Annotated in this window: 24 protein-coding genes and 1 pseudogene; 10 read left to right on the top strand and 15 right to left on the bottom strand. The window is 73.7% G+C overall.

Annotation, left to right across the window (positions count from 1 at the left end; translation table 11 throughout):
- Positions 1–4: 4 nt before the first annotated feature.
- From ACTMMA_RS01640 to ACTMMA_RS01630, 3 genes are read right to left on the bottom strand one after another with little or no spacing between them, the layout of a single operon-like run.
- Entirely contained in the window at positions 5–214 is a 210-nt protein-coding gene (locus ACTMMA_RS01640; RefSeq protein WP_441188348.1) for a Trm112 family protein, read from the bottom strand.
- Positions 214–1,638 carry a phosphomannomutase/phosphoglucomutase gene (locus tag ACTMMA_RS01635; RefSeq protein ID WP_441188347.1) on the bottom strand — a complete coding sequence of 475 codons (1,425 nt, stop codon included), beginning with the start codon at positions 1,636–1,638 and terminating at the stop codon, positions 214–216. Before ACTMMA_RS01635 ends, ACTMMA_RS01640 begins: the two co-directional genes overlap by 1 nt.
- A gap of 40 nt (positions 1,639–1,678) precedes the next feature.
- A complete protein-coding gene (locus tag ACTMMA_RS01630) occupies positions 1,679–2,056 on the bottom strand; it encodes a DUF3499 domain-containing protein (RefSeq protein WP_441188346.1) in 378 nt (125 codons plus the stop codon).
- A gap of 94 nt (positions 2,057–2,150) precedes the next feature.
- On the opposite strand from ACTMMA_RS01630, the gene ACTMMA_RS01625 reads away from it, so the two are divergent.
- The gene (locus ACTMMA_RS01625) at positions 2,151–2,537 is read left to right on the top strand and encodes a metallopeptidase family protein (protein ID WP_441188345.1); all 387 of its coding nucleotides are present in this window, start codon (positions 2,151–2,153) and stop codon (positions 2,535–2,537) included.
- Here the strand turns inward: ACTMMA_RS01625 and ACTMMA_RS01620 are convergent.
- From ACTMMA_RS01620 to ACTMMA_RS01610, 3 genes are all read right to left on the bottom strand, one after another.
- Positions 2,534–4,429, bottom strand: coding sequence for a DUF5719 family protein (locus tag ACTMMA_RS01620; protein WP_441188344.1), 1,896 nt, complete (start codon positions 4,427–4,429; stop codon positions 2,534–2,536). The genes ACTMMA_RS01625 and ACTMMA_RS01620 overlap by 4 nt on opposite strands.
- Positions 4,426–7,719 carry a glycosyltransferase gene (locus tag ACTMMA_RS01615; RefSeq protein WP_441188343.1) on the bottom strand — a complete coding sequence of 1,098 codons (3,294 nt, stop codon included), beginning with the start codon at positions 7,717–7,719 and terminating at the stop codon, positions 4,426–4,428. The genes ACTMMA_RS01620 and ACTMMA_RS01615 overlap by 4 nt, the downstream gene beginning before the upstream one ends.
- Positions 7,720–7,807: 88 nt before the next feature.
- Positions 7,808–8,068 (bottom strand): WhiB family transcriptional regulator, encoded by a 261-nt coding sequence (locus tag ACTMMA_RS01610; RefSeq protein WP_441188439.1) that lies wholly within the window; start codon positions 8,066–8,068, stop codon positions 7,808–7,810.
- Positions 8,069–8,234: 166 nt separating this feature from the next.
- Between ACTMMA_RS01610 and cofD the strand changes: the two genes are divergently transcribed.
- The gene (cofD, locus tag ACTMMA_RS01605; protein ID WP_441188342.1) at positions 8,235–9,251 is read left to right on the top strand and encodes a 2-phospho-L-lactate transferase; all 1,017 of its coding nucleotides are present in this window, start codon (positions 8,235–8,237) and stop codon (positions 9,249–9,251) included.
- Positions 9,248–10,345, top strand: coding sequence for a coenzyme F420-0:L-glutamate ligase (locus tag ACTMMA_RS01600; protein WP_441188341.1), 1,098 nt, complete (start codon positions 9,248–9,250; stop codon positions 10,343–10,345). Before cofD ends, ACTMMA_RS01600 begins: the two co-directional genes overlap by 4 nt.
- Positions 10,346–10,385: 40 nt before the next feature.
- On the opposite strand, the gene ACTMMA_RS01595 is transcribed toward ACTMMA_RS01600, so the two are convergent.
- On the bottom strand, positions 10,386–11,336 hold the full coding sequence (locus ACTMMA_RS01595) for a DNA-3-methyladenine glycosylase family protein (RefSeq protein ID WP_441188340.1): 951 nt from the start codon (positions 11,334–11,336) through the stop codon (positions 10,386–10,388).
- 90 nt (positions 11,337–11,426) lie between these two features.
- Between ACTMMA_RS01595 and ACTMMA_RS01590 the strand changes: the two genes are divergently transcribed.
- From ACTMMA_RS01590 to ACTMMA_RS01580, 3 genes are all read left to right on the top strand, one after another.
- Positions 11,427–12,176: a TIGR03089 family protein gene (locus ACTMMA_RS01590; RefSeq protein WP_441188339.1), complete on the top strand. Its 750-nt coding sequence runs from the start codon at positions 11,427–11,429 to the stop codon at positions 12,174–12,176.
- Positions 12,177–12,252: 76 nt separating this feature from the next.
- Positions 12,253–13,065 carry a CoA transferase subunit A gene (locus tag ACTMMA_RS01585; RefSeq protein ID WP_441188338.1) on the top strand — a complete coding sequence of 271 codons (813 nt, stop codon included), beginning with the start codon at positions 12,253–12,255 and terminating at the stop codon, positions 13,063–13,065.
- A 3-nt stretch (positions 13,066–13,068) separates the two neighbouring features.
- Positions 13,069–13,743: a 3-oxoacid CoA-transferase subunit B gene (locus ACTMMA_RS01580; protein ID WP_441188337.1), complete on the top strand. Its 675-nt coding sequence runs from the start codon at positions 13,069–13,071 to the stop codon at positions 13,741–13,743.
- A gap of 50 nt (positions 13,744–13,793) precedes the next feature.
- Here ACTMMA_RS01580 and ACTMMA_RS01575 read toward each other — a convergent pair whose 3' ends face one another.
- A complete protein-coding gene (locus ACTMMA_RS01575; RefSeq protein WP_502361874.1) occupies positions 13,794–14,765 on the bottom strand; it encodes a glycosyltransferase family 2 protein in 972 nt (323 codons plus the stop codon).
- Positions 14,766–14,877: 112 nt separating this feature from the next.
- Between ACTMMA_RS01575 and ACTMMA_RS01570 the strand changes: the two genes are divergently transcribed.
- Both ACTMMA_RS01570 and ACTMMA_RS01565 read left to right on the top strand, forming a co-directional pair.
- Positions 14,878–16,296 (top strand): LCP family protein, encoded by a 1,419-nt coding sequence (locus ACTMMA_RS01570; protein WP_441188336.1) that lies wholly within the window; start codon positions 14,878–14,880, stop codon positions 16,294–16,296.
- A gap of 24 nt (positions 16,297–16,320) precedes the next feature.
- Positions 16,321–18,060 carry a serine/threonine-protein kinase gene (locus ACTMMA_RS01565; RefSeq protein WP_441188335.1) on the top strand — a complete coding sequence of 580 codons (1,740 nt, stop codon included), beginning with the start codon at positions 16,321–16,323 and terminating at the stop codon, positions 18,058–18,060.
- Positions 18,061–18,077: 17 nt separating this feature from the next.
- Here ACTMMA_RS01565 and ACTMMA_RS01560 read toward each other — a convergent pair whose 3' ends face one another.
- A complete protein-coding gene (locus ACTMMA_RS01560) occupies positions 18,078–19,238 on the bottom strand; it encodes an acyl-CoA dehydrogenase family protein (RefSeq protein ID WP_441188334.1) in 1,161 nt (386 codons plus the stop codon).
- A gap of 107 nt (positions 19,239–19,345) precedes the next feature.
- Between ACTMMA_RS01560 and ACTMMA_RS01555 the strand changes: the two genes are divergently transcribed.
- Positions 19,346–19,918, top strand: coding sequence for a Uma2 family endonuclease (locus ACTMMA_RS01555; RefSeq protein ID WP_441188333.1), 573 nt, complete (start codon positions 19,346–19,348; stop codon positions 19,916–19,918).
- A gap of 72 nt (positions 19,919–19,990) precedes the next feature.
- Here ACTMMA_RS01555 and ACTMMA_RS01550 read toward each other — a convergent pair whose 3' ends face one another.
- The 4 genes from ACTMMA_RS01550 to ACTMMA_RS01535 all read right to left on the bottom strand — a co-directional run bounded on the left by ACTMMA_RS01550 (position 19,991) and on the right by ACTMMA_RS01535 (position 23,083).
- Positions 19,991–20,173, bottom strand: a complete 183-nt coding sequence (locus ACTMMA_RS01550) for a hypothetical protein (RefSeq protein WP_441188332.1) — start codon at positions 20,171–20,173, stop codon at positions 19,991–19,993.
- Positions 20,174–20,205: 32 nt separating this feature from the next.
- A complete protein-coding gene (locus ACTMMA_RS01545; protein ID WP_441188331.1) occupies positions 20,206–21,231 on the bottom strand; it encodes an LLM class F420-dependent oxidoreductase in 1,026 nt (341 codons plus the stop codon).
- 74 nt (positions 21,232–21,305) lie between these two features.
- Positions 21,306–21,836, bottom strand: coding sequence for a 5-(carboxyamino)imidazole ribonucleotide mutase (gene purE, locus ACTMMA_RS01540; protein ID WP_441188330.1), 531 nt, complete (start codon positions 21,834–21,836; stop codon positions 21,306–21,308).
- Complete coding sequence (locus tag ACTMMA_RS01535; protein WP_441188329.1) at positions 21,833–23,083, bottom strand: 5-(carboxyamino)imidazole ribonucleotide synthase; 1,251 nt, start codon at positions 23,081–23,083, stop codon at positions 21,833–21,835. The genes purE and ACTMMA_RS01535 overlap by 4 nt, the downstream gene beginning before the upstream one ends.
- Positions 23,084–23,123: 40 nt before the next feature.
- On the opposite strand from ACTMMA_RS01535, the gene ACTMMA_RS01530 reads away from it, so the two are divergent.
- Positions 23,124–23,729 (top strand): GtrA family protein, encoded by a 606-nt coding sequence (locus ACTMMA_RS01530; protein WP_441188328.1) that lies wholly within the window; start codon positions 23,124–23,126, stop codon positions 23,727–23,729.
- Here ACTMMA_RS01530 and ACTMMA_RS01525 read toward each other — a convergent pair.
- Entirely contained in the window at positions 23,702–24,766 is a 1,065-nt protein-coding gene (locus ACTMMA_RS01525; RefSeq protein ID WP_441188327.1) for a sensor histidine kinase, read from the bottom strand. The two genes, ACTMMA_RS01530 and ACTMMA_RS01525, sit on opposite strands and share 28 nt — an antisense overlap.
- A gap of 138 nt (positions 24,767–24,904) precedes the next feature.
- Positions 24,905–25,591 (bottom strand): annotated as a pseudogene (locus ACTMMA_RS01520) (response regulator transcription factor); the annotation flags it as partial.
- Between the last annotated feature and the right edge of the window lie 55 nt (positions 25,592–25,646).

Below are 25,646 nucleotides of genomic sequence, written 5' to 3'. Positions count from 1 at the left end.
CTGCTCAGGCCTGGACGAGCACGGCGTCGTCGGCGAGCAGGACGGGGATGCCGTCCTTGATCGGGTAGCGACGACGCTGACCGGGGCCGCCGCAGTCGACCGCGCACTGCAGGGCCGGCTCCCCCGCGTCGTCGACGACGTCGACCAGCTCGTGGCCGCCGACGGGGCAGCGCAGGATCTCGCGGACCCAGGACTCGTAGGCCGGACGTGCCATCAGTGCTTCTCCTGTCGGACGAGGGCCAGGACGTCGTCCCGGACCTGCTCCATCGTGGGCTGGTCGGCCGCCTCGACGTTGAGCCTCAGCAGCGGTTCGGTGTTGCTCGGGCGCAGGGAGAACCACCACATGGGGTCCTCCTCGCGGGTCATCGTCAGTCCGTCGAGGGTGTCGGCGGTGGCGCCCCGCCCCTGGGCCCACTCCCGGACCCGGGCCGTGGCGGCGCCGACGTCCTCGACGCGGGAGTTGATCTCGCCGGAGGAGGCGTAGCGCTCGTAGCCGGCGACCAGCTCCGAGAGCGGGCCCTCCTGCTCACCGAGCGCCGCCAGCACGTGCAGGGCGGCCAGCATCCCGGTGTCGGCGAACCAGAAGTCCCGGAAGTAGTAGTGCGCCGAGTGCTCCCCGCCGAAGACCGCCTCGTGCTCGGCCATCTGCGCCTTGATGAAGGAGTGGCCCACGCGGGTGCGAACCGCCCGGGCCCCGTGCTCGGCGATGGTCTCCGGGACCGCCCGGGAGCAGATCGCGTTGTGCACGACCGCGACCTCGGCCCGCTCGGCGCCGTCCTCGACCGCACGGGTGATCTCGCGGGCGGCCACCAGCGCGGTGATCGCGCTGGGGCTGACGGGCACGCCCCGCTCGTCGACGACGAAGCACCGGTCCGCGTCACCGTCGAAGGCCAGCCCTAGGTCGGCGCCGTGCTCGACGACCGCGGCCTGGAGGTCGCGCAGGTTCTCGGGCTCCAGCGGGTTGGCCTCGTGGTTGGGGAAGGTGCCGTCCAGCTCGAAATAGAGCGGCACGACGTCGATCGGCAACCCGTCGAGCCCCAGGACCTCCGGGACGGTGTGGCCGGCCATGCCGTTGCCGGCGTCCACCACGACCTTCAGGGACCGGATCCCGGTGAGGTCCACGAGGGAGTGCAGGTATGCGGCGTAGTCGGCGAGCAGGTCGGTCTCGGTGATGCTTCCGGTCCGGTCCGCGGCCAAGGGCGCGTGCAGGTCGCCGCGGTCGAGGATCCACTGGGCCAGGTCGCGGATCTCGCCCAGGCCGCTGTCCTGCCCGACGGGGCGGGCACCGCGCCGGCAGAGCTTGATGCCGTTCCAGCCGGCGGGGTTGTGGCTGGCGGTGAACATCGCGCCAGCCTGCTGCAGGGCACCGCTGGCGTAGTAGAGGCCGTCGGTGCTGCACAGGCCGATCATCGTCACGTCGATGCCGTGCGAGGCGACCCCGGCGGCGAAGGCGCGGGCCAGGTCGGGCGAGGAGGGGCGCATGTCGTGGCCGATGACGACCCCGCGCTCGCCCTCGGGCAGGGCGACCACCTGGGCGAAGGCGGAGCCCAGTGCGGTGGCGACGGTCGGGTTGAGCTGGTCCGGCACCAGCCCACGCACGTCGTAGGCCTTGATGAAGTCGGCGAGGCGAACGGTCACGACGTCAGAGCCTAGCGAGGCCTGCGGCCGGCACCTGCGGTCAGCGGTCGCGCAGGACGCGGAGGTGGCCGCGACGGCCGATCTCGGTCACCGTGGCACCGCGGCCCTCCTGCGGGGCGGTGGCGTCGATGTGCACCACGGAGCCGGGCGCACGGTGCTCGCGGACGGCATCGGCCAGGGCCGCGAGGTCGTCGACCGGCGGACGGGGCTGGCCCTCGGGCAGCTCCAGCCGGATGATGTCCCACCCGCGGGGAGCGGTGAGCTTGGTGGCGTGGTCCTCGCACAGGTCGTAGGAGTGCGGCTCGGCGTGCACGGCCAGCGGCCCCAGGACGGCGGTCTGCTCGGCGTAGACGTAGGTCAGCGTCGAGGTCGCAGGTTGCGAGCACGCGGTCTTGGAGCACTGACGAAGGATGGCCACGGGAACCCACTGTAGGCGTCGCCGACCCCAAAGCCGAGCACCACACGCGAGGTCGCGGGTCGGTCGGCGCGGTTCGCGGCGTTAAGGTCACGCTGTGGGAAGCAGACGGGACCGGCACGGCCGCGGCATGCGTGGGCCGCTGGCCTGGCCTCCCCTGCCCGCGATGATCTCCCGCGGCGCCCGCTTCGACGAGATGGTGCTGGACGCCGCCGAGACGGTGGAGCGCAGGCTGGGTCAGCCGCTGGGCATCGAGCTGGCGGTGGAGGACGTCCCACCCTCGGACCCGGCCCCCTGGGAGCACGGCGTCCCCCTGGGTCGCCTGTTCCCCGCCGAGCGCAGCCTGCCGGCACGGCTGGTGGTCTACCGCCGGCCCATCACCCAGCGGGCGCTGGACGACGCGGACCTGGCCGCGGTGATCTACGAGGTGGTCGCCGAGCAGGTCGCCCGGATGCTGGGCCGCGACCCCGAGGACCTCGCCTAGGGGATGACGACGCCGACCTCGGTCACGACCCGCTGCCACGGGACGCCGGGCAGGGTCGTGGCCGACAGGTAGGGGCCTCGCCCGTCCTGGCCCACCACCTGCAGGGAGGCCATGATCCCCGACCTGCCCACGGCCACCTCCCCGTCTCCGGGCGCCCCGTCCCCGGGCACCATGCCCCCGGGCGCCACCCACACCGCGAGCGCGCCCACGGGCACGGGCAGAGACACCGTGGTGTCGTTGGCCAGGTCGAGCTCCTCGCTCGTCGTGCCGCCGTCCGCCCGGACCCAGTGGACCGTGGCCGTGGTGGCGTCCACGGCGCTCACCGCCAGGGTGGCGACGAGCTCCCCGGGCACGTCCGCGCTCGACGGGATGCCGATCCCGAGGGGCGAGGTGCTGAGCGGGACCGCCGCCACCCAGGCCAGCTCGCCGGCCGGACGGACCACGGGTTCGCCGCGGCCGTCGTCCTCCGGGCCAGCGGTCGTCGCCTCCTCGTCGGGGCGCGCCGTCGACGCCTCGTCATCGGGCTCTGCGGTCGACACATCCTCATCGGAACCGGCCGCCGCCGTCTCGTCATCGGGCTCTGCCGTCACTGCCTCGTCGTCGCCGGGGGCGGTGGAGGCCTCGCCCTGGTCGGTGACCGGCTCGTCGCTGGTGGGGGCCACGGCGACGACGGCTCCGGCGACCACGGGCGTGCTCGCCCGCACCCTGATGCCCGTGGTGCCGTGGGGCAGCTCGGACAGGGCCACATCCTGCACCTCACCAGGCTCGAGACGGGTGACGTGCGAGGCGAGCGGGATCCCGCCCTCGGCCGTGAGGGCCGTGAGATCGACCACGGAGGGCTGGCCGCTCGGGGCGAGCAGGCGGAGGGTGACCGGATGGTCGTCCTCGGGCCCCCGCGGCAGGGCCGGGACGACCAGGTCGGTGCCTGGAGTGGCGGAGCTCACGGTCTCGGCCCCCAGGTCGATCGTGCCCTCCCTCCAGCGGTCCACCAGGTGGGCCACGAGAGGCCCGCCGGTGGCCGTCACGCGGACGACGGGAGACCCGGCACCGGGTGCGAGGGCGTCCAGGCGGTGGGTCACGCGGACGTGGCCCGGGACGACCAGGCCGGAGGCTCCGGTGACCGGCACCGGCCCTTCATCGCCCCAGACCTCCACCTCGACGCTCACGGCGTCCTCCCCGGGATTACTGAGGACGATCTGCTCGGCCCGGCCGGGGTCGCCGTCACCGCCGACGAGCCACTGCTCCTCGGCCGGCTGGGGGCAGCCGGCGACGGCCAGCCAACGCGCGCCCGGAGCATCCGACAGGCTCCGTTGACCGGCGGCCAGCCCGGGGGCGGTCCCACCGTCACCGAGGACGAGCGCGCCCTCGTCCGGGGCCAGCACCACCTCCCCCGGCTCGGTGGCCACGGGGCTCGCCCCGGTCGCGGACCTCTCCGACGCGCCGCCGGTGACCAGCAGCTCGGCGCTGCCTGAGCCACCTGCCTGCCCGCCACCCGCCTCACGGAGCGGTTCGAGCAGCTCGGCGGGCGCCTGGGCGTAGGCCAGCCGCACGGTCTCGTCCTCCGGACCCAGCGCGCCCGCGCAGGCGAGGGCCGACGACGTGACCGGTGCTCCGGCGGGAGCCCCGGTGACGGCCACCCCGTCCTCTCCCCCGCCCAGGTCGGCGCCCGGCAGGCGGAGCTCGCCGTCGACGAGGCTGCCGGCCAGCACCACGCCGGCGGCCAGGACGGAGATCAGCCCGAACCGCCACCACCGCCCGTGTCCGGCAGGGGTCTCGTCAGCCTGCTCGGGGGTCTCGTCACCCTGCTCCGTGATCTCGTCAGCACTCTCGGGGAGCATGTCGGTGTCCTCCTCCGGCGGCGTGTGTGGGTCGTGCCGTCTCTTCGCGCTCACCGGTCCGGCTCCGTCTCGACGCGTCCGAAGGGCAGGGCGAGGAAGATCGTGATCAGGGCGAGCAGCATGGCCACCAGGTGGAGGGGGAAGCTGGGCGTCCGTTGCGCGATGGTCACGGTGCGGTCGCCCCCGGGCAGCGCGATGCTGCCGTCGTCGGCCACCTCGGCCGGGGCGCCGTCGATGGTCGCGCGAGCCTGGTCGGCCCAGCCCGAGCCTTCGGCCACGTGCAGCCGCGCGCCGGGCGGTGCGTCGTCCACGGTGCCCGACGCCGCCGCGTGGGGGCCGGTCACGTCCACCCGGTCGAAGACCGTGCCGTCGCCGTCCAGGATCTGGACGCGCGCCGGATGCTCGCCGGACAGCCGCCACAGGACCTGGTCGTCGGGACTGCTGACCCGGGTCAGGTCGGGCACCCGGTCGATCTGCTCGACCAGCGCGGTCTCCTCCGGGGCCAGCACGTGGACGAAGCCGACCCCGAGCCGTTGCAGGAGGGCGCGGACCTCGTCGCCGCTCTGTCCTCCGGTGATGGCTACCGCGAGATCGGCCACCTCGGACGCACCGGCGTCGGCGGCACGCATCACGTCGAGCTCGTCCACCCGGTCCCGCAGGATCCGGGCCGGCTCGGGCTCGGCGCCGACCAGGTCGGCGAGCACCGTCGAGGGCTCTCCTCCCAGGCCCTCCCCCACGCCCGGCCGCAGCACGAGCGTGCGCAGGGCCGAGGGGCCCCGGGCCTGCTCGGCGGCGACGGCGGGCAACGGGTCGTGGACCGCGGCCAGCCCGGTGGGGCGGTCGGTGACCGCCTGCCAGGTCACCAGCGCCAGCCCCGTCACGGGCAGCGCGACGGCCAGCACGGTGGCGGTGACGATCACGGTGCCGGCAGCGCGGGGCGCCTCCGCCGACGTCGTGGTCCGGTAACGGTCGACGGTGGAGAGCAGATGCTCCAGGAGCAGGGCGGAGGCCAGCAGGAGCGCCGCGCCGACCACGGACAGCATCGTCCCGGGCCAGGCGGAGACGACCTGACCAGCCTGCGCGTGCCCCTCGGGGAGCGCCCCGATCCGCAGCCGCCCGAGCAGCACGGCGCCCGCCAGGGTGGCGAGCGCCACCCCCAGCAGGACGGCGGCGCGACGACCGGGTCGTCCGGGCAGGGCGACAGCTCCCAGCGCGGCCAGCCAGAAGGGCACCATCGCCCAGAGCGCCCACGAGTCCGGCGTCCCCAGGTCGGGCGGACCAGCGGGGTGGAGCAGCGCGCCGGCCCAGGCGGGTGCCACGAGACCCTCCGCGTCCGACGGGGCGGCGAAGGTCGCGCCCGCTCCGCCCAGGATCCGCAACGGGTCGTGCCAGAGGCTCGGCAGCCACGGCAGCATGAGCGCCCAGGGCAGGAGGGCGAGCACCATGCCGCGCCACCGCGCCTGCCCACGGCCGGCCAGCAGGAGAGCGAGCCCGCCGACGGTGGCCAGGACGAGCATCGAGGGCACCCACTGGGCGGCGAGGACCAGCCCGAGGACGGTGGCGAAGGCGGCCGCGGCGCGGCGGGGACCACCCGCGCGGGCGGAGGAGACGGCATACCCGGCGACGAGGAGGGGTGCGAGCACGTGGACGACGACGGGCCCGACGCGGCCCTGCCCGACGGCCGCGCCGAGCGGAAGCAGGCCGGCGTAGGCCAGCGCCAGACCTGCCCGCACCCAGCCGCGACGGGTCGCGCGGCGCAGTGCCAGATAGGCGGTCAGGACGCTGGCGGGAACCGCCAGGAGGAGCAGCCAGCCGAGCGCGACGCCGGCGGTGAAGTGGCTCGCGTCGGAACCCGGCAGGAGCTCCACGAGCCGGGTCAGCACCGAGGCGGGCACGAGCCAGGGCTCGGCGGCACCGTCGTGGCCCAGCCCGCCGCCCCGCCACGGGTCGAGCGCCGAGCGCCACAGCCCGACGGCGTCCGTGGCGGCCGGGCCGAGCTCTCCCCCGGACACGCCGGTCCCGCCGGGGCGCAGCGCGCCGAGGAGCCCCCTCCACTGCCACCCGGTGAGGGCCAGGGCGAGGAGGAGCGCGGTCGCCAGCGGCCAGCTCCAGCGGCGCGAGCGAGTCCTGCCCGGGCCCAGCCCCGCCAGCTCGTCGGCGACCGGACCGGACTCCGGCGCCCCTTCACCCCCGCGCCTGTCCCGCTCGGCGCTGTCGCGCCGAGCCCGCGGGTCCAGCGCGGCACCCGCCGTGTCGAGCGTGCTGCGCAGCCCGGTGCCGGGCCGCAGGAAGAGCCCCCGCAGATCTCCGGGGCGCACGGCGCGGCGGCCCCTGAAGCGCCAGCGCGCACCCCAGCCCCGCCAGGGGGCCACCGCCGCCCGGACGTCGGCCCACTCGTCGGCCGCCTCCGTCGGTCGCTTGACGAGCAGGAGGAGCAAGGCGGCGAGGGCGCTGGTGATCGCCACCCCGGCCGCACGCGGGAGGCCGGCCAGGAAGGACCCTCGGGCGAGCGCCACCTGGCGGGTCCGCACCCGGGTGCGGCGCGGGTCGACGACGCCCAGGCCCTCCTCGCCCTGCCGGACGACGGCGTCGGGGGCGACCACGACGCGGTGGCCGGCCAGCTGCAGCCGCCACCCCAGGTCCAGACCGTCGACGCCGTCGGCACCGAAGGCCTTGTCGATGCCCCCCACGGCGTCGAACAGGTCGCTGCGCACGAGTGCTCCGGCGAGGGGCACGGCGAGCACGTCCTGTCTCAGGTCGAGCTGCCCCTGGTCGACGAGCGCGGACTGCGCGGGATCACCCGGGCGGCCGGCCACGGTGAGCTGGTGGCCCACCCCCACCAGCAGCCTCGGGTCGTCGTCGCGCACGAGCTTGGGCCCGACCATGGCGACGCGGCTGCTGCGACGCACGGCTGCGGTGAGCGCGGCCAGCGCCCCCGGTGCGGGCAGGCTGTCGTCGTGCAGGATCCACAGCCAGTTGTCCTCGTGCACGGGCAGCGCGGCGCGGGCGTCCTCCACCACGCGCCACTGCGGCGGCGCCTGCGGCTCGGGTCCGGAGGTCGACCGTTCCCCTCGCCCGTCACCCGCGGGCGGGGTCCCGCGCACGATGACGGGTATGCGGCGCTCGCGCAGGTCGGGGTGCTCGAGCGCCTCCGCGGCCTCCTGCCCCTGCGGGTCGAGGCCGCAGATGAGGATGCGTTGCGGAGGGAGGGCCTGGGCCGCCAGGGCCGCGAGGAGCGTGTCGAGGGTGCGGCCCTCCGGGTGCGCCAGGACCAGGACGCTCACGTCGGTGACCCGCGCCCGGCCGCTCCGGCGGCCGTCCTGGCGGGTCTTCGTCGGCGTCATGTCGGTGCCGGTGGTGCGTGCGTCGCCGTGGGCGGTGCGTGCTGGCAGCCCGCCCGCGCGGGGCGGGCCCGAGGCCCGCGCCGCCGGCTCAGACAGCGCGCTTCTTCAGCTTGCGACGCTCGCGCTCGGACAGACCGCCCCAGATGCCGAAGCGCTCGTCGTTGGCCAAGGCGTACTCCAGGCACTCGGCCCGGACCTCGCACCCGACGCAGACCTTCTTGGCCTCGCGGGTGGAGCCACCCTTCTCGGGGAAGAAGGCCTCGGGGTCGGTCTGCGCGCACAGGGCACGCTCCTGCCACGATGCTTCCTCGACCTCGTCTGCGCTGCTGAGCAACGCCAGCATGTCCATCTCGTGCACGGCTCCTCCTCGACCTAGGCCTACACGTCCCTGCGGCTGTCCGAGACCTCTTCCGGAGGGTGCCGGGAGCAGATCACGTTGAGAGAATTACACGCGTGTCATCCGCAAACGTCAACCCCAGATCTGCTAAAGAGCTCTGACCTCCCACAATGGGGGGATGCAGATCACCGTTCTCTCCGGCGGCGTCGGCGGCGCCAGATTCGTCCGCGGCCTCGTGGATGCTCTCCAGCACCAAGGTCACGAGGAGACGCTCCAGGACCAGGGCCGGCAGGGTGCACCCGACCCGACCCGGGTCACGGTCATCGGCAACACCGGCGACGACATCACCCTCTTCGGCCTGCGGGTCTGCCCGGACCTCGACACGCTCCTCTACACCCTCGGCGGGGGCGTCGACGAGGCGCAGGGCTGGGGCCGCGCCGGGGACGGGCGGCAGGTGATGGAAGAGCTCGCCGCGCTCGGTGTCCAGCCGCAGTGGTTCGGCCTGGGCGACCTGGACCTGGGCACCCACGTCGCGCGCAGCCAGTGGCTCGGCCAGGGGCTGTCGCTCAGCGAGGTGACCGGCCGTCTGGCCGAACGCTGGGGCCTGCCCGCCCTGGGCGTGCAGCTCCTGCCGGCGTCGGACCAACCGATCGAGACGCACGTCGTCGTCGACGGGCCGGAGGGCCCCGACGGTCCCGAGCGCGCCATCCACTTCCAGGAGTGGTGGGTGCGGCACCGGGCCGCCCTGCCGGCGCGGCGGTTCACCGTGGCCGGGCTGGGGCAGGCCCGACCGGCTCCGGGGGTGCTCGAGGCGATCAGGGAGGCCGACGTCGTCATCCTGCCGCCGAGCAACCCGGTCGTCTCGATCGGGATCATCCTGGGCGTGCCCGGCGTGCGGGACGCGCTGCGCGGCACCCGGGCACCGGTCGTCGGGGTCAGCCCCCTCATCGGTGGACGGCCGGTGCGCGGTCACGCCGACGCCTGCCTGGCGCCGCTGGGGGTTGAGCTGTCCGCGGCAGGCGTGGCGGGCCTCTACGCCGACTTCCTCTCCGGCTGGCTCGTCGACGAGGCCGACCGCGACGGCTCCTTCCCCCGTGGCGTCACGGTCGAGCGTCAGGACATCCTCATGCGTGACCGGGTCGGCGCGGGCCGCGTGGCCCGGGCCGCGCTGGACCTGGGCCTGCGGCTCCGATGAGCTGGCAGGACGACACCGCCCCTCCCGTCGGCACCGTCACCGTCCTGCCCGTCCACGGCGTGCCGGAGATTCGGGGCGAGGACGACCTGGCCCGCCACCTCGCCACCGCCCTGGAGGGCCTCGGCGGGCTGACCGACGGCGACATCCTCGTCGTCTCCAGCAAGGTCGTGTCCAAGGCGCTCGGGCTGAGGGTGCCCGGCACCGCGGACCGGGACGCCCTCGTCCTGGAGCACGCCCGGCGCGTCGTGGCCGAACGCGTCGTCGGCGACCGGGTCACCCGGATCGTCGAGGCGGTGGCCGGGCCGGTGATGGCCGGGGCCGGGCTGGACGCCTCCAACACCGGCCCCGACGGCGGCGTGCTGGTCCTGCCCCCCGACCCGGACGCAGCCGCGCGGACGCTGCATACCGGGCTCAAGAGGGCGGGCGCCGGCAGGCGCTTCGCCGTCGTGCTGTCGGACACGGCCGGCCGCCCCTGGAGATCCGGGCAGACCGACTTCGCCCTCGGCTCGCACGGCCTCCGGGTCCTCGACGACCTGCGCGGGGCGACCGACGCCGACGGGCGCGGGCTGGCGGTCACCGCCCGGGCGGTGGCCGACGAGATCGCCGCCGCGGCCGACCTGGTCAAGGGCAAGACGGGCAGCATCGCGGCCGCCGTCGTCCGCGGGCTGGACCACCTGGTCGACGACGGAGGGGCCGGCGCGGAACCCCACCGCGGCGCACAGTCGTTGGTCAGGACCGGCCCGGGCGACTGGTTCGCGCTCGGCCACCGCGAGGCCGTCCGCACCTCCCTCGGCGCTCCCCCGGCCAGCCCTGCGGCTGCTGCCGTCGGCATCGCGTCCGTCGCGCCCGAGGACCCGGTCACCCGTGGGGATCGGGCCGTCCGGCTCGCGCTCCTGGGACAGTCCTCCGCGTCGGTCCCGGGATCCGCGTCGGTCTCCGTCTCGGGAGACCCTTCTCGCGGGTATGCGGTCTCCTCCCCCGATCCCGTCACCGCCGGTCGGGTCGCGGCTCGCCTCGAGGTGGCGCTCCACGGGGAGGACCTGGGCGAGGTGCCGGTGCGGGTCGACCTCGGCCGAGTCGCCCGAGGCGGGTGAGAGCCGGGTCGACCCCGAGCGAGCCGGGGGTGGACGCTGCTCAGCGGCGCACGGGCAGGTGCCGGCGCGGGGCCATCCGCGGCCCCCTGCGCGGGCGCAGGGCGCCCGCGAGCTCGAGATAGCGCTGCACGCGGTAGCGGTGCCCCTCCCACGGACGCAGCAGCTCGACCAGGGCCTCGTCACCCACCGGGTGGCCGGTCAGCGCCCATCCGATGTTGGCCGCCACGTGGTAGTCGCCGAAGCTGACCGCGTCCGCGTCCCCCAGCGCCCGGTGCGCGGTCTCCGCCGCGGTCCAGACGCCGACCCCCGGGATGCTCAGCAGACGCCGGCGCGCCACGGTGGGGTCGGCCTCCGCGAGCTCTTCCAGGCGGTGCGCGAGCCGGGCCACCCGCTGGACGGTGTCCGAGCGCTGCGGCGACACCCCGGCCGCCAACCACTCCCAGGACGGGATCTGGCGCAGCACCTGGGGTGAGGGATGGGCCGTGAGCCCCAGCGCGGCGCCCGGTCCGGGCGCCGGCTCGCCGAAGCGTCGGACGATCCGTCGCCAGCCGGAGAAGGCCTCCTGGCCGGTCACCTTCTGCTCGATCACGGCCGGCACCAGCGACTCCATGACCAGGCCCGTGCGGGGCACGCGCCAGCCCGGATGCCTGCGCCGCGCGTCCTCGACGAGGGGATGCCGTGGCTCGAAGGTCGCGGCTCCCGCGTCCTCGGCGCCCAGCATGCGGGGCAGGTGCTCCAGCACCCACGGACCGCCCTCGCCCCACGCCTCGGCCAGCACCAGACCGTCCGCCGGACGGGCCTGGGTGCGCAGGGTCGCAGGGCCGTCGGGGGTCCGCAGGGCACGCCAGAGGGCGCCACCGGCCACCCTCCACGAGGGGTCGCCGGCACCCCGGCGCAGGACGCCCCAGACCGAGGAGATATCGACGGGCAGGTCCGTGCGCCAGATCCGACGGTGGTGGGCGGCAGGGAGCCCGCGCACATCGGCTGTCACGCAGGTCACTGTGCCTCTCCTCGGGCTCCGGCGCAAGACCTGCACGGACCGGAAGGGGACTCCGGCGTCGACTCGGGTTAGTTTGGGGCCGTGCACTCCCCCGCCGAGGTGCTCGCCGACGCCGTCGCCGCCGATGCGACACGGCCAGCCCTTACCTGTTACGACGACTCCGCCGCCGGTGGCGGCGAACGCATCGAGATCTCCCGCCGCGTCCTCCAGACCTGGGTGGCCAAGGCTGCCAACGCGCTGCAGGAGGGCCTGGACGTCCAGCCCGGGACCGTGGTCCTGGTGGACCTGCCCAGCCCGCACTGGCGGCTGGCCTACTGGGCGCTGGCCGTCTGGTCGGTCGGCGCCACGCTGACCGTCGACACCCACGAGGGCGCCGACGTGCTCATCACCACCGAGCCCGACTCCGAGCTGGCCGAGGACTGCGACGAGGTCGTCGCCGTGGCCCTGCCCGGCCTGGCCCGCGAGTTCGGCCAGGAGCTGCGGTCCGGCGTGATGGACGAGGCGGCGGAGCTGGCCAGCTATGGCGACCACTTCACCGCCTGGGACGAGGCGGCCGAGGACGACACGGCGCTGGTCCACGGGGCCGAGCGCCTCACCTATGCCGAGCTGCTCGACGGGCTCGAGGAGATGCCTGCCGGCGCCAGGGCGCTCCTGACCACGACCGATCCCGGGCTGCTGGTCCGTCAGGTCCTGCAGCTCCTGGCGGCGGACGGGTCCGCGGTGCTCGCCCGCGGCGGTGCTGCCACGGCCGACGACCCGAGGATGGCGGCCGAGGGCGTGACCTTCACGGCGCCCACCGACGTGCCCGAGCGTCCGTCGGCGACGGACTGAGCGTCCGTGGCGACGGACTGAGCCTGCGCCCAACCACCGGCCGGAGGGCCGCACCCGGGGCGGTAGTCTCGACCGCATGGACAAAGTTGTCGCTTCCGCCGCCGAAGCCGTCGAGGGCATCGTTGACGGCATGACCGTGACCGTGGGGGGCTTCGGCCTCTCCGGCATCCCGACCGTGCTGATCGAGGCCCTGCTGGCACGCGGCACCACCGACCTGCAGGTCGTCTCCAACAACTGCGGCGTCGACGGCGCCGGGCTGGGGCTCCTCCTGGCCGAGCGTCGGATCAGCCGGGTGATCGCCTCCTACGTGGGCGAGAACAAGGAGTTCGCCCGCCAGTACCTCTCCGGCGAGCTCGAGGTCGAGCTGACCCCTCAGGGCACCCTGGCCGAGAAGATGCGCGCCGCCGGCGCCGGCATCCCGGCCTTCTACACCCCCACCGGGGTCGGTTCCCAGGTCTCCGAGGGCGGTATGCCGTGGCTCTACGACTCCGAGGGCACGGTGGTCAAGGAGTCGCCCGCCAAGGAGAAGCGCGAGTACACCGTGCGTGGCCAGACCCGCGACTACGTCCTGGAGGAGTCGATCTTCGCCGACTTCGGTCTGGTCCGGGCCGCCAAGGGCGACCGGCACGGCAACCTCGTCTTCAACAAGTCGGCCCGCAACTTCAACCCGCTGTGCGCGATGGCGGCCAACATCGCCGTGGCCGAGGTCGAGGAGCTGGTCGAGCCCGGTGAGCTGGACCCCGACGAGATCCACCTGCCCGGCATCTACGTGCAGCGCGTGCTGGCGCTGACCCCCGAGCAGGCCGCCGCCAAGGACATCGAGAAGCGCACCACCCGCCCCCGCACCGAGAGCTCGTCTGAGAGCCCGACCGAGAGCAAGGAGGCCTGAGCCATGGCCCTGACCCGTGAGGAGATGGCCGCGCGCGCCGCGGCCGAGCTCAAGGACGGCGACTACGTCAACCTCGGCATCGGCATGCCGACGCTGGTCCCCAACTACGTCCCCGACGACGTGGAGCTGGTGCTCCAGTCCGAGAACGGGATCCTGGGCGTGGGTGCCTATCCCTTCGAGGGCGAGGAGGACCCCGACCTGATCAACGCCGGCAAGGAGACGGTGACGACCCGCAAGGGCGCCAGCTTCTTCGACTCCTCGGTCAGCTTCGGCATGATCCGGGGCGGCAAGATCGACGCGGCCATCCTCGGCGCGATGCAGGTCTCGGCCGAGGGTGACATCGCCAACTGGATGATCCCGGGCAAGATGGTCAAGGGCATGGGCGGGGCGATGGACCTCGTCATGGGCGCCAAGAAGGTCGTCGTCCTGATGGACCACGTCGCCAAGGACGGCAGCTGCAAGATCGTCGAGCAGTGCGACCTGCCCATCACCGGGCTCAAGGTCGTGCAGCGGATCATCACCGACCTGGCCGTCATCGACGTCACCCCCCAGGGTCTCGTGCTGCGCGAGGTCGCTCCCGGCGTCAGCGTCGAGGAGGTCGTCGAGAAGACCGGCGCGCCGCTGACCATCGCGGTCGACGAGCCGACCCCGGAGGCCACGCCCCCGACCGAGGGCTGATCAGCCCGGAGGACTGACCGGTCTCGGCGCCTCTGGCGTCCCGAGGCCGGTCAGTCTCGTGTCCCGCGCAGGAACCCGGCGCCCCAGGTCAGGTGCATGGTGGCCAGGACGCCGGGCATGCGGGCCCGGACGCCGGGTGTCTCGTCGCGCGCGATCCAGGCGCCGCCGGCGGTGACGAGTGCTGCATACCCGGCCGGGATCAACCAGGCCGGGCGCCAGGCGAGGCCGCCGACGAGGCCGGCCGCGATGCCGAGGACGGCCAGCGGGGGCGCCAGGTAGCGCGCGTTGACCGACTCCGGGTGCTGACGCACCACCTGCCGCCGCCACTGTCCCGTCGTGTAGAACTGCCGGGCGAGGTCGCCCCAGGTGGCGCGCGGCCGGTAGGTCACGGTGAGCGCGGGGTCGAACCAGACCGTGCCCCCGGCCTCCCGGATGCGGTAGTTGAGCTCCCAGTCCTGGGCCCGGGTGAAGTGCGGGTCGTAGCCGCCGACGCGCTCGAGCCACTCCCGCCGGAAGACCCCCAGGTAGACGGTCTCCGCCGGCCCCGCCTCGCCCCCGACGTGGAACTTGGCCGCCCCGATCCCCAGGGGTGAGGTCATCGCCACGGCGACCGCCTGCTGCAGGTCGTCCAGGCCCTCGGCCATCATGAGCCCCCCGACGTTGGCCGCACCGGTCTCCTCGAGGACCTGGACGGCGCGCCGGATGTAACCGTCGGACAGGACGCCGTGACCGTCCATCCGGACGATCACCTCGTGCGCGGAGGCGGCGATGGCGGCGTTGAGCCCGTCCGGGGTGCGGCCGCTGGGGTTGTCGACGACCACGACCCGTGGATCGGCCAGAGCGAGCTCCTCGGCCACCTCGCGCGTGCGGTCGGTGCTCGGCCCCACCGCGACCACGACCTCGATGGGTCCCGGGTGGTCCTGGGCCAGCACGGACCTCACGGCCGCCGCGAGGTGGTGCTCCTCGTTGAGGATCGGCATGATGACCGAGATGGGGACTTGCCGGGGCTCGGGGGAAGTCACACCGCGAGGGTACCCGTCGGCGCGTCGGAGGCTGCTCCCAGCCACCGGACAGGTCGCTGCTCTAGTGTGGGCTGACGTGCCGCACCACCCTGAAGACGACTGGACCCGCCCCATGCCGCGTACGCCGCGCGACGGACGGGGAGATCGTCGTGACCCCAGGGGCCGCCAGAATCGGGACGACTGGCGCGACGAGGGCCAGGACTGGCGCGCCGACGGCGGGCGACGGGACGACTGGCGGCACGAGGACACCGAGCTGATCCCCCGCCAGGACCGCCACGCCGCGGATCGCGATCGCTACCGGGACGGCAGGGGCGGCCGTGGCTACGACCGGGGTCATGACGGCCGGACCTACGACGACCGTGGCTACGACCGGGGCTACGACGACCGGGGCTACGAGGACCGGGGCTACGAGGACGACGGGACGTACGCGGACGACCGCTACACCGCATACTCGCGGGAGGTTGACTATTCCCGCGACCGAGAGCGGTACGCCGGTCGCGGGACGCCCCCACCCCCACGCCGCCCCGACGGACCGGGACGCGGCGGCCCGCCCCCGCGTCCGCCGCGTCGACGCAAGCGCTACGGGATGCGCCGCCTCATGGCCTTCCTGCTCCTGCTCGTCGTCGGCTATGTCGTCGCGATGCTCGTGGTGGCCAGCCTGGTCTGGGGCAGCATCACCAAGATCGACTCCACCCCTGACGTGGCCGACCGCCCCTCCGGCGGCTCTGGCGCCAACTACCTGCTGGTCGGCACCGACAGCCGCGAGGAGCTCAGCGACGCGGAGCGCAGCGAGTTCGGCACCGGTGCTGTCGAGGGCACCCGGGCCGACACCGTGATGCTGCTGCACGTGCCTTCCGGCGGGGAGCCGACGCTGGTCAGCCTGCCGCGGGACTCCTACGTCGAGATCCGCGACAACGGCTGGAACAAGCTCAACGCCGCGCACTCGATCGGCGGCGCCGAGCTGCTCGTGGACACCGTGGAGCAGAACACCGACCTGCGGATCGACGGCTACCTGGAGATCGGCTTCGGCGGCTTCGTCGGGGTGGTCAACACCGTCGGCGGGGTCCGCATGTGCCTGGACCAGGCGATCCAGGACGACAAGGCCCACATCGACCTGCCCGCCGGCTGCCAGGACCTGACCGGCCCGGAGGCGCTGGGCTACGTGCGGATGCGCTACAGCGACCCGCGCGGCGACATCGGCCGGGTCGAGCGCCAGCGGGAGTTCCTCTCCGCCCTGGTGTCCAAGATGTCCTCCCCCGCCACCATCCTCAACCCTTTCACCCTCCACAAGGTGGGCACCGGCACCGGCAAGGCGCTGGCCATGGGTGAGGACACGTCCATGGTCGAGGGCGCCAGGATGGCCCTGGCCATGCGTTCCGTGGCCAACGGGCAGGGCCACTCGGTGACGGTGCCGGTCGCCAACACCAACTACCCCACCAACGTCGGCAGCACCGTGCTCTGGGACGAGGCCGGCGCGGCCGAGCTCTTCGGCGCTCTGCGCGAGGGCAGGGCCATCACGGTCGCACCCTGACATCATGGGGGCGGTGATCAACCGATGACGAACGACCACGAGCACGACGCGCCGGGCCTGCCCGAGGACCAGGGACCCGGCCTGGAGACGACCCGCGCGACCCCGCTGAGCGACGACCCGAGCCTGGTGGCGGGGCGCTATCGCGTCCTGTCCGTCCTGGGACGGGGCGGCGGCGGCACGGTGTGGCTGGCCCGCGACGAGCACCTCGGCCGCGACGTGGCCCTGAAGAGGGTCGCCGGCGAGGCGGACAACGAGGTGCTGGTCGCGCGAGGCCTGCGCGAGGCGCGCACCAGCGCGGCCCTCGCTCACGACCACGTCGTCCGGGTCTTCGACGCCTTCGAGCACGAAGGCTCCCCGTGGATCGTCATGGAGTATGTGGCAGGACGTTCGCTCGCGCAGATCCTGGAGGGAGGCCGTTCCCTGCCCGTCCAGCAGGTCGCGACGATCGGTGCCCAGATGGCTGGCGCGCTGGCCGCGGCCCACGGCATCGGGATCCTGCACCGGGACGTCAAGCCGGCCAACGTCCTCCTCGACGAGGCGGGCACCCACGCCAAGCTCACCGACTTCGGCATCGCGCGCGGCGAGGAGGACCACCAGCTGACCCGCACTGGGATGGTGTCGGGCACGGCGGCCTTCTTCTCCCCCGAGCTGGCCCAGGGCCAGGACCCGACCCAGGCCTCGGACGTGTGGGCGCTGGGCGCGACGCTCTATGCCGCGGTCGAGGGTCGACGCCCGTTCCCCGACGCGGCCAACGCCGTGGCCCAGCTGCACACCATCGTCCGCGAGGAGCCCCAGGAGCCCCGCCGGGCCGGTCCGTTGACGCCGGTCCTGGCCGGGATGCTGCACGGTGACCCCGAGCGCCGCTGGAGCGCCGCCCGCGCGGCCCAGGCCCTCGCCGACGTGGCCGAGGGCAAGGGTGCCGACGTGCGTCCCAGGACGGCTCCAGGAGCCGGCGCTGCGGCCGGAGCTGGTGCGGGAGCGGCTGCTGCCGCAGCGGCGGGCGGTGTCGGCGCGTCCACCGGAGCCCCGGTCACCCGCGCCCACCGCCCGGTGGACGACACCCGGCGGGTGCCGGTCGCCGGTCCCGCTCCTGCAGGCCCTCGGCGAGGCCAGCAGGCGGCGCCGTACCGCCGTGAGCCCGCTGCCGCATACCCCTCCGCTCCCCGTCGTGGCTCGGTGCTGCCGTGGCTGATCGCCCTGCCGCTCATCGCGCTGCTGGGGTGGCTGGTCTGGGCCATCATCGGCCAGCAGGGGCTGCTCGACGGCGGGCCCGGCTCTGACGACAGCGCCAGCAGCGACGTCGCCCTGACCCCGATCACCGAGGCCGAGGGCAAGCAGCTGGCCAGCGACTTCTACCTGGGGATCGTGCGGGGCGGCCCGTCCGCGGTAGCCCCGATGCTGGGCCCGGACGCCGAGCTGGCCTCGGACATCGGTGACGACCTGACCTACGTCGAGTGGGCCAACGTGACCGTCGAACCGGGCCGCGGTGCCACGGCGACACTGGACACCGACGTGACCTACACCTACGGCGACACGGTCTACGAGCAGCACGAGACCCTGCAGCTGGAGCGCCAGCAGCCCGGCGCGGCCCCGATCATCGTCGAGCGTTCGACCACCGAGCCGACGATCACCCGGCCCGACGAGCAGCAGGGCGACGACGCCGACGACGACTCCGGCGAGGACGGCTCTGGCGGCGGGGACTCCGGGGAGAACGGCTCCGACAGCCAGGGCGACGACGCCGACCAGACCGACGGCGGCCGGTAGACCCCAACCGTGGTGCGTCAGCCCTTGAGCAGCTGGCGCGCCATGACGACGCGCTGGATCTGGTTGGTGCCCTCGTAGATCTGGGTGATCTTGGCGTCGCGCATCATCCGCTCCACCGGGAAGTCCTTGGTGTAGCCGTAGCCGCCGAGCAGCTGGACCGCGTCGGTGGTGACCTCCATGGCCACGTCGGACGCGAAGCACTTGGCCGCGGCCCCGAAGAAGGATAGGTCGGCGTCGCCCCGCTCGGACTTGGCCGCCGCGACGTAGACCATCTGCCGGGCCGCCTCGACCTTCATCCCCATGTCGGCGAGCATGAACTGCACGCCCTGGAACTCGGCGATCGCCTTGCCGAACTGCTGCCGCTCCTTGACGTAGCCCAGGGCGAAGTCGAGAGCGCCCTGAGCGATGCCGACGGCCTGCGCGCCGATCGTGACGCGGGTGTGGTCGAGGGTGCGCAGCGCGATCTTCAGACCCTCGCCGCGCTCGCCGACCATCCGGTCGCCGGGGATGCGACAGTTGTCGAAGAGCAACTCGCGGGTGGGCGAGCCCTTGATGCCGAGCTTCTTCTCCGGCTCACCGAAGGTGAAACCCTCGTCCTCCTTCTCGACGACGAAGGCGGTGACGTTGCGGCCCCGCGGCCCGTCGGGGTCGGTGACCGCCATCACGGTGTAGTAGTCGGAGACGCCCGCGTTGGTGATCCAGGACTTCTGCCCGTTGAGGACGAACGACCCGTCGGGCTGCTCTTCGGCGCGGCACTTCATGCCGGCGGTGTCGGAGCCGGCGCCGGCCTCGGACAGGCCGTAGGAGAACATCGCCTCCCCGCGGGCCACGGGCGGCAGGTACTTCTGCTTGACCTCGTCGGAGGCGGCGAGGATGACCGGCATCGTGCCGAGCTTGTTGACCGCCGGGATGAGGGAGCTGCTCGCGCAGACGCGGGCGACCTCCTCGATGACGATGCAGGTGGCCAGCGCGTCGGCGCCGACGCCGTCGTACTCCTCGCCGATGTGCGGGGCGTGCATGTCGGTGGCCTGCAGGGCCTTGAGCGCCTCGTGCGGGAAGCGGGACTCCTCGTCCACGGCGGCCGCGTGCGGAGCGATCTGCTCCTCGGCGATCTCCCGGATCGCCTCCCGCAGCGCCTCGTGATCCTCGTTGACACGGAACAGGTCGAAGTCGCTCATACCCGAAGCCTACCGGCGGGTTCGAACACCTGTGGACAGGGAAGGACCCGCAGGCATCGACGCTGGAATGCTTGACCCCATGCACGGGAGGGGGAAGCATGACGGGTATGACGCTGCTCACGGATCGCGCCTGGTCGCACCGGGTGAGCCGGGAGGAGTTCGAGGCCTTCCGGGACTCCCGGTCGCACGACGGCGCCCGCTACGAGCTGCTCGAGGGTGAGGTCCTGGTGACCCCGTCGCCCGGGCCGCTGCACCAACACGTGATCCGCCGGCTCATGCACCTGCTCGAACCAGCACTGCCCGCCGCGCTGGCGATGCTCCCCGCCCCCGTCGATCTCGTGCTGACAACGCGGGAGGGTGAGACCGTGGTGCAGCCGGATCTCCTGGTCGCCCCCTGGACGGGCGAGATCTCCCGCGCCGAGCTCGGCCCCGCGCTGCTCGTGGTCGAGGTCCTCTCGCCCAGCACCTGGCGGCGAGACCTGGGCGTCAAGAGGGATGCCTACGCGGCGGCCGGGGTCGAGCACTACTGGGTCGTCTCGCCCACCCTGCCGTCGTTGACCGTCTACCGGCTCGGCCCCGACGGCGGCTACCGGGAGGTGACCCACGTCGAGGGGGCCACGGAGGCGTCCGTGGCCGAGCCCGTCCCGGTGCGGATCGTCCCGGCCGAGTTGATCCGCTGACCCGACCGGCGGAGCGAGCTGTCCTCACCTGCGGGGCGCGGGGAGTTCTCACCTGCGGGAGGCCAGGAGTCCTCACCGGAGGGGCGGGGAGTCCTCACCGGCTGAACGAGCCGCCCGGTTCGCGGCTCGGACCAGGGGGACGACGCCGATCACGAGACCGCCGTAGCCCAGCGCGAAGAACCCCAGGGTCAAGGGATGGGGGTGCTCCCCGGTGGGCAGGAGGGCCGAGCCCGTCAGGGCGAGCCCCAGGACCACAGCCCCATGAGCGACGCCTCCACCCGGACCCCTCAGCGGGCGAGCGCGGGGATCACCTCGTCCTCGAAGAGCTCGATCCCGGAGGTGTCGTAGGCCGCCTCCGCGAAGTAGGTGATCGCGTAGGTCATGCCGAGCTGCTGCAGACCGGAGAGCATCTCCACGATCTGCTCGGGCGTGCCGACGGCCGGCTGGGTGCGCAGGTTGACCACCTGCTCCTCGGCCTTCTGCGGCGCGACGCCCGCCTGGAGGAAGCGGTCCTTGATCGCCGCCAGGCGGTCCTCGACCTCTGCCTCGTCGCGCCCGATGATCACGTTGTAGTTGGCGCTGCGCACGATCGCGTCGAAGTCGCTTCCCACGTCGGCGCAGTGCTGGCGCAGGATCTGCGACTTGTGTGCGAAGCCCTCAGCGGTGCCGTCGAAGTTGGTGCAGTCGGCATACTCCGCCGCGATCCGCAGCGTCTTGCGCTCGCCGCCGCCAGCGATCCACATCGGTATGCCGTTGCTCGCCGACCCGCCGAAGCCCTCCACGCTGCCCTGGAGCGGGCGGGGCCAGCACATCGCGCCGTCGACCTGGTAGTGCTCGCCGTCGAGGGTGGCCGACCCGGTCGTCCACATCTGACGGAAGATCTCCACACCTTCGCGGAGGCGGGCGAGCCGCTCACCCGCGCGGGGGAAGCCATAGCCATAGGCGCGCCACTCGTGCTCGTACCACCCGGCGCCGATCCCCATCTCGACGCGCCCGCCCGAGATCGTGTCGACCGTGGCGGCCACCTTGGCCAGGTAGGTCGGCTCGCGGTAGCTCATGCACGTGCACATCTGCCCCAGCCGGACCCGGCCAGTGACCGCGGCGAGCGCGGACATCAGGGACCACGCCTCGTGGCAGGCCTCCTGGCTGGGCTCGGGCACGGTGTGGAAGTGGTCGTAGACCCAGACCGACTCCCACGCCTCGTCGGCGTCCAGCCGCTGGGCGAGGTCGAGCATCCGGCCCCACTGGTGCTGGGGCTCGATCCCGACGAGGTCCATCCGCCATCCCTGTGGCACGAACATCCCGAAGCGCATGGCACCAACCTACGCCCGGCGCGGACTGTGCGCCGGTCGGGCGCCGGTCGGGCGTCGGTCGGGCGCCCGGGGGCTCAGCCCTGGCGCCGCTCCCGCAGCTTCTGACCCTTGGCGTGGGCCTGGTCGCGCAGGTCGGCGGCGAAGGTAGCCAGCTGCTCGCGCCACGCGGCGGCCCGCTCACCCTCCCCCGAGGCGAGCATCCGCACGGCCAGCAGGCCGGCGTTGCGCGCGCCAGCGACCGAGACGGTCGCGACGGGGATCCCGGCGGGCATCTGCACGATCGACAGCAGCGAGTCCATGCCGTCGAGGTGCTTGAGCGGCACTGGCACGCCGATGACGGGCAGCACGGTGACGGAGGCGAGCATGCCCGGCAGGTGCGCCGCTCCCCCGGCGCCGGCGATGATCACGCGCAGCCCGCGTCCGGCCGCCTGCTGCCCGTAGGCGATCATCTCCTCGGGCATCCGGTGCGCCGAGACGACGTCGGCCTCGTAGGGCACGCCGAACTCCTCCAGCGCCTGGGCCGCGGCCTCCATGACCGGCCAGTCGCTGTCGCTGCCCATGACGAGCCCGACCAGGGGCTGCGTCGCGGTCGTGTCCACGCTCATTCGGTCACCACTCCTCGCAGGTAGTCCGCCGCGTGCCGGGCCCGGCCACGCAGGTCCTCCAGGTCCTCGCCACCGACGGTGACGTGCCCGATCTTGCGGCCGGGCCGCACCCCCTTGCCGTAGAGGTGGATCTTCAGGCCGGGGTCGCGCGCCATCAGGTGCCGGTAGGTCGGGTAGAGCTCGGGATAGTCACCGCCGAGCACGTTGCCCATCACGGTCCACGGGTCGCGGGCGGTCGGGTCGCCGAGCGGCAGGTCGAGCACGGCACGGAGGTGCTGCTCGAACTGGCTGGTCACCGAGCCGTCGATCGTCCAGTGCCCGCTGTTGTGCGGGCGCATCGCCAGCTCGTTGACGAGGTATGAGGTCTCTCCCGTCCGCGGATCCCTCAGCTCAAACATCTCCACGGCCATCACGCCGGTCACCCCCAGCTCCCCGGCGATCCGCAGCGCGCCCAGGGACATCTCGGCGGCGAGGTCGTCGTCGAGGTCGGGGGCGGGGGCGAGCACCTCGGTGCAGATGCTGTCGGTCTGGACGGTCTCGACGACGGGCCAGGCCACCGCCTGCCCCGAGGGGCTGCGGGCGACCAGGGCCGCCAGCTCACGGGTGAAGGAGACGGCCTCCTCCAGCAGGAGCCCGTTCTCGAGGGCGCCCGGCCGGCCGACCTCGGAGAGCCAGTCGTCCAGATCGGCCGCAGAACCGCATACCCGGACCCCCTTGCCGTCGTAGCCACCGCGAGGCGTCTTGGCCACCACCGGCCACCCCACCTGCGCGGCGAAGGCGTCGACCTCCTCTGCGGTGCGGGCCCGCGCCCACCGCGGGCAGGGGATGCCCATCGCGGTGAGTTGCTCGCGCATCCGCAGTTTGTCCTGGGCGAAGACGAGGGCGCCGGCCGACGGGTGCAGCGGGACACCCTCGGCCTCGAGGGCGGTGAGGATCTCCTGGGGGACGAACTCGTGGTCGAAGGTCACGACGTCGCAGTGCCGCGCCCACTCGCGCACGGCCTCCAGGTCGGTGTGCTGCCCGACCGGGCTGTGCGGCACGACGAGGGCCGCGCTGGCGGTCTCGCCCTCGGCCAGCACCGACAGGGTCAGGGAGAGGGCGACGGCGGGAGGCTGGCACATCCGAGCCAGCTGGCCCCCGCCGATGATCCCCACGACGGGGAAGCCGCCCTCGGGCTGCAATGGGCTGGGGACGGATGGGGCGGGGTCCGCGGGTGCGTCCTCGTGGGTCTTCGGGGCGTCGGTCACGGATCAGACCCTACCCAGCGCCGGGACGTACACTCCCGGGGTGACCCCCGAACGTCCCGGCCTGGTGGCCCGCCTGCGCGCGAGCTATCAGGCGCTGGTGCGCGAGATGGCCAAGTTCGGGACCATCGGCGCGATGGCGTTCGTGCTGGACACCCTGCTCTACAACGTGCTGGTCTTCGGCGTGCCTGGCCTGGTCGAGGGCGTTCTGCCGGGCAACCCGCTGACCGCCAAGGTGATCGCGACCAGCGTGGCGACCGTCTTCTCCTGGCTGGGCAATCGGCTGTGGACCTTCCGGCACCGGATCAGCCAGCCGATGGCCGGGGAGTTCGCCCTCTTCGTCTTCTTCAACGCCGTGGGCCTGGGGATCGCGCTGGCCTGCCTGGGCTTCTCCCGCTACGTGCTGGGGCTGGACAGCCAGCTGGCCGACAACATCTCCGGCAACGGGATCGGCCTGGTGCTCGGGACGCTCTTCCGCTTCTGGGCCTACCGCACCTTCGTGTTCCGCAAGGAGCTGGACGCCGAGGAGGACCTGGAGGCTGCCCTCGACCAGGCTCCCCCTGCCGCTCCGCAGGACATGTCCGGGGAGACCCCTGCCGCCCCCGACGCAGCCTCCCCTGCTCAGGGCGTGCGCGCCAGGGGCAGGTAGAGGGCGAAGACCGGCGGCCGCAGCTGGGTCAGCTCGATCCGGCCACCGACGCCTTCGGCCGTCTCCCGGGCGACGGACAGCCCCAGCCCGGTGCCGCCCCCGGTGGTGACGGCCCGGTCGAAGATCGACTGCGCCAGGTGGTCTGGCACCCCGCGACCCTCGTCCGAGACGGTGAAGACCGCGGAGGGTCCGGAGCGGGCGACCTCGAGCCGGACCGTGCCGGCCCCGTGGCTGAGGGCGTTCTCGACGAGCGAGTTGAGGATCTGCGAGAGGGCCGAGCTGCTGGCCTCCACGATGATGCCGCGCTCGCAGGAGACGGTGAACTCGCGTCCGCGCTCCTCGTAGGCCGGGCTCCACTCCTCGTCCAGGCCGGCCACGACCGCCTCGACCGAGCTCAGCGCGCCCCCGCTGGCGTGCCCGACCCGGGTGCGGCGCAGCAGCTCGTCGACGACCCCCGTGAGGCGCTCGACCTGGGCGATGGCCACCTCGGCCTCGGCCCGCACCTCGGCGTCGTCGGCGGCCAGCTCAGAGATCTCCTCGAGCCGCAGCAGCAGGGCGGCCAGCGGGGTCCGCAGCTGGTGGGAGGCGTCGGCGGCGAAGGAGCGCTCCGAGACCAGGGTGCGGGCCAGCGTGTGGTGGTGCCGGTCTATCTCGCGGGCCACCGCGTCCACCTCGGCGATGCCGCCCTGCCAGGGGTCCAGCTGCACCAGCCGGCCGGGACGCGCGTCGGGGTCGAGGGCGAAGCCGCCCGTGGTCATCTCGTCGGTGCGCTGGGCCAGCCTGCGCAGGGGGTCGGCCACGGCCTCGGCGGCCCGGTCTGCCAGGGTCCGAGCCCTGGCCAGGCCCGCCGTCGCGATGATCAGGCCCGTGACCAGGGCCGCGACCACCACCAGCCAGACCGGGATGCCGTTCTCCCGGGCGCGCGTCGCTGCCCCGACCTGCGTGAGCAGCCACAGTGCGCAGGCGGCACCGAGGATCACCAGCGCCAGGGTCCACAGCGCGACCCGCACCGCGAGGTCGCGGAAGAGCCCACGCACCTCGGGTCAGTCCTGGGAGGCGGGACCGGTCGCCGGGCCGGTGGCGGCACCGGCCCCAGGACCGGTGGCGGCACCGGCCCCAGGACCGGCGGCCGCAGCTGCCCCAGGACCGGTGGCCGGACCTGTCGCGGTCCCGTCGTCATTCTGGAACCGGAAGCCCACGCCGCGCACCGTGACGATGTAGCTGGGGTCCTGGGCGTCGTCGCCGATCTTGCGACGCAGCACCGAGATGTGCATGTCCAGGGTCTTGGTCGAGCCGAACCAGCTGTCCCACACCTCACGCATGAGCACCTCGCGCGGCACCACCCGGCCCTCCTCACGCATGAGCACGCGCAGCAGGTCGAACTCCTTGGTCGTCAGGCGCACCTCCTTGTCGTGGAGGAACACCCGGCGGGCCTGGACGTCGATCCGCAGCGCACCGGACGGCCGCACGGGGGTCTCCGGTCCGCGTCGCAGCAGCGCCCGCACGCGCGCCAGCAGCTCCCCCAGCCGGAAGGGCTTGGGCACGTAGTCGTCGGCGCCGGCGTCCAGACCGACGACCGTGTCGATCTCCTCCGTGCGGGCGGTGAGCATGAGGACGGGGATGAACACCCCGGCGTCCCGGATCGAGCGGCACACGTCGACGCCGTCCAGGAGAGGCAGGCCCAGGTCGAGGATGACGATGTCGGGGTGGGGCTCGCGGACCGCGCCGGCGAGCGCCGCCCGCCCGTCGACCGCCACCTCCACGCCGTAGCCCTCGCGCCGCAGCGCCCGGGCCAGGGGCTCGGCGATCGTCTCGTCGTCCTCGGCCAGCAGGACACGGGTCGTGTCGACCGCCGCCGGGATGGCCTCGCCGTTGGTCGTCGTCTCCACGTTGCTCACCGGTCCCTCGCTCCCTCGA

It is taken from the genome of Ornithinimicrobium panacihumi, assembly GCF_052073805.1.
Lineage (GTDB): Bacteria > Actinomycetota > Actinomycetes > Actinomycetales > Dermatophilaceae > Ornithinicoccus > Ornithinicoccus panacihumi.
Note: the sequence above shows the minus strand (reverse complement) of the source record. Positions and strands in the feature narration are given on the sequence as shown.